13 protein-coding genes are annotated in these 15205 nt (G+C 39.6%); 1 reads left to right on the plus strand and 12 read right to left on the minus strand.

Translation table 11 applies throughout. The annotated features are described in order from the left end of the window. Together relA and rlmD are read right to left on the minus strand one after the other, a co-directional pair. Positions 1-2157, minus strand: a complete 2157-nt coding sequence (gene relA / locus J8L73_RS10575; RefSeq protein ID WP_211016871.1) for a GTP diphosphokinase — start codon at positions 2155-2157, stop codon at positions 1-3. 8 nt (positions 2158-2165) lie between these two features. Next, positions 2166-3491 carry a 23S rRNA (uracil(1939)-C(5))-methyltransferase RlmD gene (rlmD, locus tag J8L73_RS10580; protein WP_211016879.1) on the minus strand — a complete coding sequence of 442 codons (1326 nt, stop codon included), beginning with the start codon at positions 3489-3491 and terminating at the stop codon, positions 2166-2168. Positions 3492-3601: 110 nt separating this feature from the next. Here rlmD and barA point away from each other — a divergent pair, with 110 nt between their 5' ends. After that, positions 3602-6376, plus strand: coding sequence for a two-component sensor histidine kinase BarA (gene barA / locus J8L73_RS10585; protein ID WP_211000828.1), 2775 nt, complete (start codon positions 3602-3604; stop codon positions 6374-6376). Positions 6377-6455: 79 nt separating this feature from the next. On the opposite strand, the gene pdxJ is transcribed toward barA, so the two are convergent. The 10 genes from pdxJ to rpoE all read right to left on the minus strand — a co-directional run bounded on the left by pdxJ (position 6456) and on the right by rpoE (position 15165). Beyond that, positions 6456-7187, minus strand: coding sequence for a pyridoxine 5'-phosphate synthase (gene pdxJ / locus J8L73_RS10590; protein ID WP_211016887.1), 732 nt, complete (start codon positions 7185-7187; stop codon positions 6456-6458). Between the two features lie 22 nt (positions 7188-7209). After that, positions 7210-7902, minus strand: a complete 693-nt coding sequence (recO, locus tag J8L73_RS10595; protein ID WP_211016895.1) for a DNA repair protein RecO — start codon at positions 7900-7902, stop codon at positions 7210-7212. Between the two features lie 20 nt (positions 7903-7922). Beyond that, positions 7923-8855 carry a GTPase Era gene (era, locus tag J8L73_RS10600; protein ID WP_211016903.1) on the minus strand — a complete coding sequence of 311 codons (933 nt, stop codon included), beginning with the start codon at positions 8853-8855 and terminating at the stop codon, positions 7923-7925. Next, on the minus strand, positions 8845-9522 hold the full coding sequence (gene rnc / locus J8L73_RS10605; protein WP_211000831.1) for a ribonuclease III: 678 nt from the start codon (positions 9520-9522) through the stop codon (positions 8845-8847). Before rnc ends, era begins: the two co-directional genes overlap by 11 nt. Positions 9523-9524: 2 nt before the next feature. Beyond that, positions 9525-10460 (minus strand): signal peptidase I, encoded by a 936-nt coding sequence (gene lepB / locus J8L73_RS10610; protein ID WP_211000832.1) that lies wholly within the window; start codon positions 10458-10460, stop codon positions 9525-9527. 16 nt (positions 10461-10476) lie between these two features. Continuing rightward, positions 10477-12264 (minus strand): translation elongation factor 4, encoded by a 1788-nt coding sequence (lepA, locus tag J8L73_RS10615; protein ID WP_211016912.1) that lies wholly within the window; start codon positions 12262-12264, stop codon positions 10477-10479. A gap of 276 nt (positions 12265-12540) precedes the next feature. Next, on the minus strand, positions 12541-12990 hold the full coding sequence (locus J8L73_RS10620; RefSeq protein WP_211016915.1) for a SoxR reducing system RseC family protein: 450 nt from the start codon (positions 12988-12990) through the stop codon (positions 12541-12543). Positions 12991-13009: 19 nt separating this feature from the next. Continuing rightward, on the minus strand, positions 13010-13960 hold the full coding sequence (locus tag J8L73_RS10625) for a MucB/RseB C-terminal domain-containing protein (RefSeq protein WP_211016917.1): 951 nt from the start codon (positions 13958-13960) through the stop codon (positions 13010-13012). Positions 13961-13964: 4 nt separating this feature from the next. Next, positions 13965-14582, minus strand: a complete 618-nt coding sequence (locus J8L73_RS10630) for an RseA family anti-sigma factor (protein WP_211016919.1) — start codon at positions 14580-14582, stop codon at positions 13965-13967. 1 nt (position 14583) lies between these two features. After that, on the minus strand, positions 14584-15165 hold the full coding sequence (gene rpoE / locus J8L73_RS10635; RefSeq protein WP_058548740.1) for an RNA polymerase sigma factor RpoE: 582 nt from the start codon (positions 15163-15165) through the stop codon (positions 14584-14586). Positions 15166-15205: the final 40 nt, after the last annotated feature.

A 15205-nucleotide genomic window follows, 5' to 3' on the forward strand; every position in this document is an offset into this window, starting at 1 on the left:
TTATTGGCTGCGCTTAGCATCGTGAACACCTTCAATCTGAAGTAGTTTTGAAAGTACACGATTAGTACCTGATAAGTCATGAACTTCTATTTGCATAGTAAATACGGCAAGCTGATCTGCGCCAACCGTATTGACGTTCATGTTTAATACGTTCACTTTTTCATTAGCAAGCACAGAGCTTATATCGCGGATTAACCCAGACCGGTCGCTGGCTTCAATTTTTATGCTCAGTGCATAAGAGCCATTAATATCGTCAGACCAACTTACTGAGATCACGCGTTCTGGATGCTGTGTTTTTAAGTTATTAAATGAGTCGCAGTCATCTTTATGAACACCAATACCACGGCCTTGCGTTATATAGCCAATTATTTGATCGCCCGGTACAGGACGACAACACTTAGCTACATGGCTCATTAAGCTACCTACACCATCCACTACAATGCCGTTTTTATCGCCCGTTACTTTACTTGGTGCTTTAAAGCGAATAACTGGCTCATCTTCTGTACGATCGCTAACAAAGTTAAGCATTTGGTTTAACCGTACATCACCTGCGCCAATGGCAACCATTAAGTCATCGAGCTCTTTAAAATTAAAGCGCTTAATGGCGGGATCTAAATCTTTGTAGGATAAATCAAGCTTTTGAAGCTCGCTGTCAAGTATTTCTTTACCCGCACTTAGATTTTTATCGCGGTCGAGCTGCTTAAACCAGTGATGTATTTTAGCTCTTGCACGTGATGATTTAATATAACCCAATGATGGATTTAGCCAGTCTCGGCTTGGATTAGGTTGCTTTTGAGTCAGTATCTCTACTTGATCACCCGTTGATAACTGATGTGTAAACGGCACTATTTTGCCAAATACTTTAGCGCCTATGCACCTGTGACCTACGTTTGAGTGAATGTAGTAGGCAAAATCAAGCGGTGTAGCACCTAATGGTAAATCAATAATATCGCCACTTGGGGTAAAAATGTACACACGGTCTTCGACTACTTGGTTTTTTAGCTCTTCGGCTAAATCGCCACCATCAACCACTTCTTCTTGCCATTGCAGTAATTTACGCAGCCAACTAATTTTTTGCTCGTAACCTGAGCCTCGTCCAGGTAATGCGCCTTCTTTATACATCCAGTGCGCAGCGACACCTAACTCAGCATCTTGATGCATATCGCTGGTGCGAATTTGTATTTCAACTGTTTTACCTTCAGGGCCAAATACCACAGTATGAATAGACTGATAGCCATTTTGCTTTGGTGTGGCAACGTAGTCATCAAATTCTTTATTAAGATGACGCCAGTTTGTATGTACTATGCCAAGCGCGCCGTAACAATCTTGTAGGCGCTCAACCACAATACGCATTGCGCGAATATCAAAAAGCTGATCAAACTCGTAATTTTTCTGCTGCATTTTTTTAAAAATGCTGTAGATATGTTTAGGTCGCCCGTACACTTGCGCTTCTATACCGGCTTCACTTAAGCGGTTTTTTACCTGCTCAACCATATCTTCCATATAGGCTTCGCGAGCAAGTCGTTTATCATCTAACTGTTTGGCTATGCCTTTGTAGGTATCTGGGTGTAAATACCTGAACGATAAATCTTCAAGCTCCCATTTCAATTGCCCTATCCCTAAACGGTTTGCAAGCGGTGCAAAAATATCGGCTGTTTCTTTTGCCGTAATCACTCGCTCTTCTTCGTCGGCATCCTTTACATTACGTAAATGACATACCTGCTCAGCAAGTTTAATAACAACAGCGCGTACGTCTTCAACCATGGTTAATAGCATTTTTCGGATATTATCGACCTGCATAGTGCCTTTACCTTGGTGCGATAAAGTACTAATGGTGGCCATTTGCGCTACACCCGTTAGCAGCATAGCAATGTTGTTACCTAGCTGCTCTTCTATGGTTTCAAGCGATATAAGATCATTTAAAAAATACGGTGTTAAATACGCAGTAGCTAACGATTCAGGGTCAAGATTTAGCTCAGCTAAAATTTCTACCATTTCGATTGCTGTGTTTTGCCTGCTTTGGTTATCACATTTACCGCACAGGGCCTGGGCTTGATTTAGTAGCTCTGTTTTTTCCTCAGACAAGCCAAGTAACGAAAGCCGCGTGCTAAAGTCCGTACTTTCATCTTGTTGATGTGATTGTCGTGTAGCTACCATAGTGCGTTTTACCTCCGTTGAAATAACGCCATAGTTTCGATATGCCCAGTATGAGGGAACATATTCATTAGCCCAATTTTATTAAGATCAAAGCCAGCTTGCGAAATAATTGCACTGTCACGGGCTAAAGTAACAGGGTCACAAGACACATATAAAATAGTTTTAAACTGCCTCAGTGGTAATTGCTCCAAAACAGCCATTGCACCTGTACGAGAAGGGTCAAGCACAAGTACGTCTAAATCTTTACTAAACCACGGCGCGTTTTGCATATTTTGCGTTAAATCAAAACTATGAAACTGCGTATTAGTAATTTGGTTAGTTTGCGCATTTTGAGCAGCCATTGCAACAGCTGAAGTGACGCCTTCAACGCCAACTACCGATTTAGCTTGTTTTGCCAACACTAATGAGAAATTACCAATACCACAAAACAAATCTAAGAGATTTTCGTCCCCATTTAAATTAAGCCAATTTGCAGCTTGCTTTAACATAGCTTGGTTAACTTGCGCATTAACCTGAATAAAATTACTTAAACCAAATTCAAATTTTAGATCTAAGTCTTGAAGGTAATAAAATGGCATCGCTAAATGCGAGTGATCAATAACGTCACTCTCGCTTTGCCATACAATAGTATATTGCTGGTTAAATGCAGCTTGCTCAACTATTGCCTTATATTCATCGTTAATTGTTTTTGTGTGACGAATAACCACAAAGTTTTGCTCATCACTTTGGCATAACTGCAGGTGGCTTATACTGTGAAGCGCTTTATGCTGATTAATTAACTCATCAAAAAGAGTAAATACATTTGCAAAAACATCATTAAGTACCGCGCATTTATTAATACTTACAATGTTTTTAGAGCCACTGGCTCTGTAGCCTACACGCATTTTTTTAGCGGCTTTATCAAACATAACGGCAATCCGAGCACTGCGCCTGTAATGAGTTGATTTACTCAATAGCGGTGTTTGCCAATTCAGCTCTTTTAATTTAGCAAATTTATTAAATAATTGAGTAACCGCTGTTTGCTTTTCAATAACTTGCTGAGCAACTTCTAGGTGCTGTAACTGGCAACCACCACAATGGTTATAATGTTCGCAATATGCATCTGTTCTAAATTCACTGGCGTTTATTACTTTTATTACTTTAGCACTACTGTATTTAGCTTTATCTTCAACAAGTGTTGCTTTAACCATTTCATTAGGTAATGCACCACTTACAAAACACACTTTATTTTTATGCTTAGCAATACCACGTCCTTGATGGTCCATACCTGTGATATTTAATTCTAGTGTTTGTTGCTTAAGCGGTTTTTTTTTCGCTTTAAAAATTTGCGCCATTAGGCATTACCTTCACTTTATTTGTAATGCACCTATCTTTAGATGCTTTAGAATGCGAGTTGAACCGTATATACTCAAATCATACTAATAATGATAATAACGCTCCCATTATGACCAAATTAGGCTTACGCGATTCTGTTTTAACACTGACCCTGATCCCCACGGTGATCATAGGATTACTACTTGGTGGCTATTTTACAATAAATCGTTACATTGAGCTTGATGAAATTTTATATCAGCAAGGCGCAACTATTTCTGAGCCGCTTGCTATTGCACTTGAGCAGCCAATGCTCGAAAAAAATAAACAATTACTAAACCGCCTTATTAGCTATACGCACAATAAACATTCCCCAACCATTAAATCTATAACCATTTTTAATAAAAATAATGAGCTGTTGATGACCAGTAATTATCATCGTTCATTTAAAAAGCTCATTAACCAGCAAACATTACAAAACTTAAAAACAACCCATGTGCAAAAGTCAGATGAGCTAGTTACATTCTTTACCCCTATAGTTAACCATACAAGTCATGACTCCAAATGGGCCCCTTCAGCTTTTCAGTCATCCCTAGGGACTGTTGTTTTACAATTAAATAAAGACCAAGCCGTTATAGGCCAACAACAAGCACTGTTAATTAGCGGTATTGTTATTATTTTATCGCTGGTATTTGCCGCTATTTTAGCATTAAGACTTAGCCGCATGTTTATGAATCCGCTTAATAAGTTAGTACTTGCCACCGACAAACTTGTTGAAGGAAAAAGAAACACAGGCTTAACCGACAGCATGATTGGTGAATTTGAGCTGTTACGAGAAGGTTTAAACACCATTGCTCATACTATGGTGATGCAAAAAGATGAAATGCAAAAAAATATCGACCAAGCAACCAGTGACTACCGTGAAACACTAGAGCAATATGAGACTTCAAATATAGAACTCTCATTTGCTAAAAAAGAAGCGCAAGATGCTAACCGTGTTAAATCAGATTTTTTAGCAAAAATGAGTCACGAGCTGCGCACTCCTCTTAATGGTGTTATTGGCTTTACCCGCCAACTTTATAAAACGCCACTTAATAAAAATCAAAAAGATTACCTTGATACAATTATGCTCTCGGCAAATAGTTTGATGACTATCATTAGCGATATTTTAGATTTTTCTAAACTTGAAGCAGGAGCAATGGAGCTTGAGTCAATTCAGTTTCAACTGCGTGATGCTGTTAATGAGGTAATGACATTACTAGCACCTAGCGCGCATGAAAAGCAATTAGAGTTATCTATATACATAAACCAGCACGTGCCAGATGACTTGACCGGCGACCCAACGCGCCTTAAACAAATATTAATAAACCTTTTAAGCAACGCAATTAAGTTTACTGAAAAAGGCTCAATTAAAGTTGATATAAGCCATCGATTGCTTGATGACGAGCGCGCTTCTTTATTGGTTTCGGTAACCGATACTGGTGTGGGCATCCCTATGGATAAACAAGATTCACTGTTTACCCCTTTTGGCCAAGCAGATTCAAGTATTACACGTAAATTTGGTGGCACAGGCCTGGGGCTTATTATTACCAAGCATATAGTTGAGGCGATGAGCGGTCGCATAACCCTCAACTCAGCACCAGGTAACGGCACCTGTTTTACATTTAATAGCGTATTTAATTTACCTGATCATATATTTACTAACGACTTACCATCTAAATCGCTCATTGGTAAGCGTATTTTATATTTAGAGCCGCATGAACATACACACCATGCAGTGCTTTCATTATTAACTCAATGGCAATCAAGCGTAACAGCGTGCTTTAACGAGACTAGCTTTTTAGATGCTATAAAAAATAGCGAATATAAATATGATATTTGTTTAATTGGCCATATGGCGTCTGTTGATGATATGCAGCAGCTAAAAAGCTATGTAAAAGCCGTACGCGAATCAACCGACTACTTATATTTAATGCTTAATACTGTATCGCACAACATGCGAGAAGCGTTTATAGGCAGTGGTGCTGACGCTTGTTTGAGTAAACCGCTTAATCACCGTAAGTTATGTGAAGTACTTGCTGCGCCTTATAGGCTTGATCATCCGACTCATAATATTGAGCAAAATGAGCAAGCTTTGTTACCATTAAAGGTGCTTGTTGTTGACGATAACGACGCTAACTTAAAACTTATTTGTACGTTATTAAAAGAGCAAGTAGAGGTAGTAGAAACCGCTCATAATGGCTCTCAAGCATACAGCTTAAGTAAAAGTCATAAGTACGATGTGATATTTATGGATATACAAATGCCAATAATGGATGGCATTACCGCATGTAAGCTTATTCGTGAATCATCACTAAATGAAGACACACCTATTATTGCTGTAACAGCTCATGCGCTTCACAGTGAAAAAGAACAACTTTTAAAAGATGGTTTTAAAGGCTATTTAACTAAGCCTATTGATGAGGATATGCTGAGCCAAATTATTTGCGATCATAGCCCACAAACACCTATAAACCGTGATAAAGCTAAAATAGATACACCACAAAGCCCTGCTCCATTTCAGAGTACTCGAATTGACTGGGCGCAGGCATTGCAACGTGCTGGTGGCAAAAGCGAGTTAGCACTCGAGATGCTTAATATGCTACTGCTAAGTGTGCCTGAAACACTCACTCTCCTTGCTAAAGCTATTGAAAGTAATAATTGTAAGCAAATACTTAGCATAGTGCATAAGTTTCATGGTGCATGTTGTTACACTGGCGTACCTAAGCTTAAATCACTTGCAGAAACTATTGAAACGTCACTTAAAAGTGAATGCATACTAGAGAATATTGAGCCTGAGTTATTTGAGTTACAGGATGAGCTTGAAAACCTACTTACTGATGCAAATGTGACTGAACTACAAAGATAAGCTTAAATGTTAGATATAAAAAACGCGGTATTTACCGCGTTTTCTATTAAGCTTTTTTAAATACTTATGTAGATTCGTATTACATTCTTGCTTCAATCATTAATCGTTTCATGTCACGAACAGCTTTATCGAGCCCATCTATCGCTGCACGAGCAATAATAGCGTGGCCAATGTTTAGCTCGTATATTTCGGGCATTTCAGCAATTGGCTTAACGTTATGATAATGAAGGCCATGTCCTGCATTTACAATTAAGCCTATGCTTGCTGCATATTTAACACCTTCGCGAATGTGCTCAAGCTCTTTATGTAAGTCAGTGTCATTATTAGCGTCGGCATATGCACCTGTATGTATTTCAACAAACGGAGCGCCACATTCTTTTGCTGCGTCTAACTGCGCTTTATCTGCGTCAATAAATAGCGATACTTTAATACCCGCATCACTAAGAGTTTTAGTCGCAGCTTTAATTTTATCTATATTGCCAGCTACATCTAAGCCACCCTCAGTCGTTAGCTCTTCACGTTTTTCAGGTACTAAACACACATATTCAGGTTTTACATCAAGCGCTATTTTTATCATTTCATCGGTAACAGCGGTTTCAAGATTCATACGAGTTTGAATCGTTTTAGCCATTACATAAACGTCACGGTCTTGAATATGGCGTCTGTCTTCACGTAAATGAATCGTAATGCCATCAGCACCTGCGTGCTCAGCTACACTGGCTGCGTGGGCCGGATCTGGGTAGTTAGTTCCACGTGCTTGGCGAAGTGTTGCAATATGATCTACGTTTACACCCAAAAGAATATCTTTCATTGTTCTACCTGTAAAATTACGTTTATTGAGAGGCCAAAAATAGCTCACGGCTTTTTAATGGTTTACTACCTAATAAGGGTTTTAATAAATAGCGACTTAATTGCTTTGCCATATATAGCACATCGCTTTGGCTAAAGTCATGATTTGCAATTGCATTAAGCTGTTTACCACTAAATCCTGAGCGTACATCGTCTTGCATTAAAAAACCAAGCTCAGGGAAATAGCTATACGTAAGTGCTTCGTCTATTGGCTCACCGCTTGCGTCAAAACTAAAATCAACACCGTAGCCTAAAAGCTCTAACAATTGAAACTCATATGAGCGCAGTACCGCTTGCAAATTAGCACCGCTATTAAGGTTACCAAGGTGAGATTTGTAAAGTTCAAATACTTGTTCAATGGGTTCATTAACAGGCACAATACGATTAGTTAATTCATTTAAATAAAAACCACAGTATAACTCGTCACCTTTTAAATAATGCGGGTTACCATGTAATTCAAATTTATTAATATATTTTAAATCATACTTGCCGCTGTAGTGAACAAGTAATGCCTGAAACGGCTGAAGTTGTGCTTTATGCTTAGTGGCCTGGCGACCACTAATTCGCGCCAGCATTCTTAACTGGCCCACGCCCTCTACCAGCATATCAAGCATTACTTGGGAGTCACTATAAGGACGCCGATGTAACAAATACGCTGTGTAGAAGTCGCTATCCATTCATTAAGCTACTTATTGGTTTAGTCTTCACCGTAACCTAAGCTTCTTAGTGCTCGTTCGTCATCAGCCCAACCAGATTTAACTTTTACCCAAAGTTCTAAAAATACTTTGTTGTCGAGCATTTCTTCAATGTCTTTACGGGATTCACGGCCAATCGTTTTTAGCTTTTCGCCTTTATTACCGATTACCATGCGCTTTTGTGTTTCACGCTCAACAAGTATTAATCCGTTGATATGCCATACACCGTTTTCTTGCCATTTAAACTGCTCTATTTCAACAGTTACAGAATATGGAAGTTCCTCACCCATGAAGCGCATTAGTTTTTCACGAATAACCTCTGCCGCCATAAAGCGCATAGAACGATCGGTAACGTAATCTTCAGGGAAGTAAAACTCACACGGAGGTAAGCGTTTAGTTACTTCAGCTTTGATCAAATCAACATTTTTACCTTGTGTTGCCGATACTGGCATAATGCCAACAAAATCAAACTTGTCACCAAGCTCTTTCATGTGAGGTAGCACTAAATCGCGGTTTTTAACTTGGTCAATTTTATTTATAACCAATAATACCGGCTTACCACTTTGCGATACTTTATTAAGCACCATTTCGTCATCAACATTCCAATGAGTGCCTTCAACAACAAAAATAATAAGCTCTACATCACCAATTGAACTAGACGCTGCACGGTTCATTAAACGGTTAATAGCACGCTTTTCTTCAACGTGAAGGCCTGGTGTATCTATGTATACCGCTTGATGTTTATCTTCGGTATGAATACCCATAATACGGTGGCGTGTAGTTTGCGGTTTGCGCGAGGTAATACTTACTTTTTGCTCAATGATTTCATTAAGTAAAGTTGATTTACCTACATTTGGGCGACCAACAATGGCAACCATTCCACAAAATGTATCTACATCACCTTCATGAGGTTGTATTAAGGTATCAAGGTTCATTTTTAAGTATCTTCAATGCTTTTTCGGCAGCTTTTTGTTCGGCTTTACGGCGCGAGCTACCAACAGAAATTATGCTATCCATTCCATCAACAATACATTCAACCGTGAATGTTTGATTATGTGCTTGGCCTTTAGTGTCAACAACAGTGTAGCCCGGTAAAGATAATTTACGGGCTTGTAGATACTCTTGCAGCAGGGTCTTCGGATCTTTTTGATTAAGCCCTGGTGAAATAGCATCAAGTCGAGACTCGTACCACGCTAAAATTAGTTCTCCGCAGCGATCAATATCTGAATCTAAAAATACTGCGCCAATAATGGCTTCAACTGCATCAGCAAGTGTAGACTCACGGCGGAAACCTCCACTTTTAAGCTCACCCGGCCCTAAGCGCAAGTAATCACCTAAGCCAAATTCGAGACCAAATTCAGCAAGAGTTTGGCCACGCACAAGCGTAGAACGCATACGGCTTAAATCGCCTTCGCGTGCTTTTGGAAATTTAGCATAAAGTGCATTAGCAATTACAAAGCTTAATATTGAGTCGCCTAAAAATTCGAGTCGCTCATTATGTTGACCTTTGTGGCTGCGGTGCGTCATTGCTTGTTCAAGTAAACCTTGATCAGCAAATACATAGCCTATTCTGTTATATAATTCTGTTACATTTTTTTTCATTGTTACTGAATATTACCTAGGCGTTCAAAACGAACACCAGTTGGAACCCATCCTGGTAAAACATCATCTGGGCCATTTTCAAATTCAAAACTCATCCATATAAAGACAGCTTTACCCACCAAGTTTTCTTTTGGTACAAAGCCCCAAAAGCGACTATCTTGGCTGTTATCGCGGTTATCACCCATCATAAAATAATGATCAGCAGGTACAGTCCATTCATCTGAAGGTGTGCCTGGTTGCTGATAGTAACGCCCTTTTCTTTCAGGTGCGCGTGGGTTGATTAAAATATCGTGCTTAAGTGTAGTTAAATTTTCGTTTACACGTGCAAGCGACATTTGGCCTTGTTTAAATTCGTTATCATTAATTAGTTTAAAATCAATTTTATTGAATTCGTTACATAGAAGTTCACCCTGTTGGGTTTCACCTTCTTTACAGTTTGGCTGAATATATAAACGCTTATCGCGATAAACAATTTTATCGCCCGGTAAACCAATTGCGCGTTTAATATAATCAACTCTTTCATCTAACGGATATTTAAAAACAACAATATCACCACGCTCTGGCTCACTCATATCAACTAATTGAGTACGCCAAACTGGGTCTTTAATTCCGTAAGAATATTTTTGCACTAAAATAAAGTCACCAACTAATAAAGTTGGCATCATTGAACCCGATGGAATCTGAAACGGTTCAAAAATAAATGACCTGAAAATAGTAATAGCTGCAATCATCGGAAAAATCGACTTTGCAGTTTCAGTTATTACTGGTTCGGGTGCTATTAGTGCAGCTGTTTCTTCATCTAGCTGGCTGCCAGCAGAGGCTTGTGCTACAGCCAAACGCTCTTGCCTTTTTGGTGCATACAACAGGTGATCTATTAACCATATTAAACCTGAGCCTAAGGTTAATAACACCAATAAAACTGAAAAGTAACCAGCCATCTATAATCCTTTGTTTTTATTTACCAACTTTCAAAATAGCTAAAAACGCTTCTTGAGGCACTTCAACATTACCTAGTTGCTTCATTCGTTTTTTACCATCTTTTTGCTTTTGCAGTAGCTTTTTCTTACGACTCACGTCACCACCGTAACATTTAGCTATTACGTTTTTACGTAACTGCTTAACCGTTGTACGCGCAATAACATGCTGTCCGATAGCTGCTTGAATCGCAATATCAAACATTTGACGCGGGATGAGCTCTTTAAGCGCATCAGCAAGCTGACGACCACGTGATTGCGCACTATCTCTGTGTACAATAATTGCTAACGCATCAACACGCTCACCGTTAATAAGTATATCTACGCGTACCATGTCTGAGGTTTGAAAGTGCTTAAAGTTATAATCAAGTGAGGCAAAACCACGACTTGTTGATTTTAACTTATCAAAAAAGTCCATTACCACTTCAGCCATCGGTAGCTCATACGTCACTGCTACTTGCTTACCGTGGTAACTCATTTTGGTTTGTACACCACGTTTATCAACACATAACGTAATAACACTACCTAAATACTCTTGAGGAACAAGAATATTTGCCTCTACTACTGGCTCACGTATTTCTAAAATATCGTTTACCGCTGGTAGATCAGATGGGTTATCAATCTGAGTAGTACCTTCTTTGGTAACTACTTCGTAGATTACAGTAGGTGCCGTAGTTATTAAATCAATATCGTATTCGCGCTCTAAACGTTCTTGAATAATTTCCATGTGTAGCATGCCTAAAAAGCCACAACGGAAACCAAAGCCAAGTGCAGTCGAATTCTCTGGTTCAAAGAATAACGACGCATCGTTTAAGCTCAATTTATTCAGTGCATCACGGAACGATTCATATTCATCAGATGCAATTGGGAACATACCTGCATAAACCTGTGGCTTAATCTTTTGAAAGCCCGGTAAACGCTCTGGCGCTGCATTTTTATTATGAGTAATTGTATCGCCCACTGGCGCGCCGTGTATTTCTTTAATACCCGCAATAACAAAACCTACTTCGCCAGTACGTAAAATACCGGTGTTTGTTTGCTTAGGAGTAAAAATACCAACATGGTCAGCTGTATGAACGTGTTCGTTTGACATTATTTTTATTTTGTCGCCCGCGCGTAGTTCACCATGTTTAATACGTACAAGTGATACAACACCTTGGTATGGGTCAAACCACGAGTCAATAATAAGCGCTTGTAAAGGTGCCTCTTTGTCGCCTTCTGGTGGCGGAACATCTTTAACTATCATTTCAAGTACTTCGGCAATACCTACACCTGTTTTAGCACTACATTGCACAGCGTCTAGGGCATCGATGCCAATAATATCTTCAATTTCTTCAGCTACACGAAGCGGATCGGCTTGCGGTAAATCAATTTTGTTAAGTACAGGAATTACTTCTAGGTCTATTTCGATAGCGGTATAACAGTTTGCTAATGTTTGCGCTTCTACGCCTTGACCTGCATCTACTACTAATAATGCGCCTTCACACGCGGCTAATGAACGAGATACTTCATAAGTAAAATCAACATGCCCTGGCGTGTCGATGAAGTTAAGTTGGTATGTTTCACCATCATTTGCTTTGTAGTTCAACGTCACACTTTGCGCTTTAATGGTAATACCACGTTCGCGCTCAATGTCCATTGAATCCAAAACCTGCTTCTGCATTTCACGGTCGGTTAAACCGCCACAAACTTGGATCAAACGGTCAGAAAGGGTCGATTTACCATGGTCAATGTGGGCGATGATCGAAAAATTACGGATATGCTTCATAAACTGGATTCTAAACTTCTATTTTAATGGACTAAGTACATACACCTAAGTGACTTGAAAATACTTGCTTTAGGATGTCACAAGTTTAGTTTATAACTTTCACACTAAACTTACGCTTTTTAAGGTGGGTTAAAATTATTTTATTGCTTGAATAACATTGATTTAGAGCAAAATAGCCTAAATAACTTTCCTCGCGTAAAACAATTATAAAAACCACGGCTCCTTGTATTTCCAAGTTACTTTGGCATAAAACGGCAATTTTACATTTAATTGGCGTCAATCACCATCTATTTGCGTTAAAGGAATACTAATTGGATGAATTTTTATAACTTTTATATCGTGCTTAAGAGATTTAACACGTGTTTTAGCAATAAAATAGCCACTTATCCCACCTAAAGCTGCAGCTAAAATTTGCCAGCCTTCATTAGCCATAAATAACTGAGCTGCAATAAAGGCAAAAATCAGACTTAATAATAACGGTAGCATGTAAACAGCAAAAGCATGTTTAACCATATGGCTATCATCAAGAGAGAGAGTGACTTTTTGACCGACCTCTACGGGAGATTCGAATTTAAAGGGGAATGTTTTTTTAGCCGTGCCAAAAAGCTTACCAAATACTTGTGAACCACAACGTCCGTTGCAGCCTTCGCAAGCTTGTTTTTGCTGGGCTTCTAAATGCGCGGTGTGGCCATCGAGGGCCACAACTGTGAGGGTCTGTTCTATCATAACAATCCTTACGAATCGTTTATAATGCGCGGGTTACTGACTCAGCTATTGCTTTTGCGGTCATACTTGGCACATTACCAACAACGGATACATCGAAATTACCGCCATTATGCACATATACAGTCGTTGCACCAGAAGTTAATGCACCGCTTAAGCGCTTGCCCGGTAATGGGCGCTGTATAAATACCGACACTTCAACAAAGCCATCTGAGAACAGGTAATAGTCTGTTAGTTCGTTATTTAAATCGAGCTTATGTCGATCTGATTTTAAAAGTTCAAAACCATCTGGCAACCAACTAATTTTCCAGTTTGTGGCCGTACTATCGTTGTTAGTCAATGCATCATTTGGCAAAGGCGTTGGAAAATTACGATTAAGGACTTCAAGTAATATAGCCGCAGGCTGCTCTGTTACGCTTATATGCGTAAGCTGCAACTGCTCAAGTGCTTCGCCTTCATGATTAACGTACGCTGCTTTTAATAAAAGCGACGACTCCATATCAAGCCAAATCCAATAGTTATATTTATACTCGTCTTTAGATTCTATTCGCACTAGCTGCGCAGCACGCCCAGCTATTCGCCCTTTTCCACCTAAAACAAAGTCATAATGCGCACTTAAACGCTCGATATCTTTGAATAATACTTCAGGAATTGGACCCGCTATTGAGTCTGTTTTTAAAGAGTAAGGCTGAGATTGCGGCTCAAAGTAAGTCACTTGGTTATCAACACGAACCATTTCGAGGCCGGCGCCGTTAAGCAAACTTAAATGCTCAAGTTCTGTTTCGCCCTGAAGCGCATGTACCCATCGGTAGGGTTCCATTGCTTTACCTTTAACAACCACAAACGAGGCGTCAAAATTACGGGTGTGAACGGCATTCGCCATTTTAAGTAATAAATCTTTGGCAGGATTTGTGTCGTTGGCAAAGGCATTTACGCTTACGACCAACGACAGAACAAAAGTGATTACTTTCATTTAATTAGTTTTTTTCCTCAGACGCTTTGGTGCTAGTTTGCGCTGTTTCTAAAGAATTCGCAACTCGAGCTTGGCGTTGGTGCTCTAAAACTAACGCGCCAATACGTTGCTGTTGTAACTCACGTAAACCTTGCTCTGCATTTTCTAAAGCAGGCTCTGATGAGTAACTTACCGGAGATGCCATACCTGTTAACGGAGTCGTTTGCAGTAATGGAATTTCACTTTGTTGCTCGTTATTGCTTTGTGGCAAGGTGTTTACACCTACAATGGCAAACATCGCTACACTTGCTGCAATAGCAAGTTGTGCAACAGGTTTACGCCAATTAAAAGCAACTACGTTGTTGTCTTTTTCGGTTACGCTTTGCGGCTTATTTGCTGCTTTAGACTGAGAAAAATCAGCGTATACAGGCTCACTTTCTAGCGCTAGTGCAACGCGTTCGCTAATATCAATATGGATGTCGTTGTTATTTTTTTGAGCACGCATCGCATCACCAATTAACGCATAACGACCGAACGTAGTTACATCTTGCTCTGCAATTGTTGCATCAGCTAAATGTTGCTCGCCGTCAAGTAATGCTGATAACGCTTCGTTATCTAACTTGCTAACGTGTGCTTTTGTCATACTAAGACTCGCCTATTAATGGGTTTAATTTGTTATCTATTGCTTCACGGGCTCTAAATATACGCGAACGTACAGTGCCAACGGGGCAATCCATTACCACGGCTATTTCTTCATAGCTCATCCCTTCAATTTCTCTTAGGGTAATCGCGGTTTTAAGGTCTTCAGGCAAACTATCAATCGTATTAAAAATAACAGCGCGTACTTCTTCGCTTAAAAGTAGGTTTTCAGGAGATGCATTAGAACGCATTGAATCTGCACCATCGTAAAACTCGGCATCTTCGGCGTCTATATCATTTGCTGGCGGCTTACGCCCCTGGGCTACTAAGTAATTTTTAGCACAATTAACGGCAATACGGTATAACCACGTATAAAAGGCGCTGTCCCCTCTAAAATTAGGAAGTGCACGGTAAGCTTTAATAAACGCTTCTTGTGCTACATCTGCAATATCACCTTGGTTAGATACATAACGTGAGATCAAACCTGCAATTTTGTTTTGATACTTCTTTACTAATAGGTTGAAGGCGTTTTTATCTCCTTGCTGGACCCTTTTTACTAGCACTAAATCTAATTCCTGCTCGCTCATTCGAGCCGGTACTCCTATGTCTGATTTTTGCTTGTTATTC

Origin of the sequence: Pseudoalteromonas sp. MMG006 (assembly GCF_018101025.1) — a bacterium.
GTDB lineage: Bacteria > Pseudomonadota > Gammaproteobacteria > Enterobacterales > Alteromonadaceae > Pseudoalteromonas.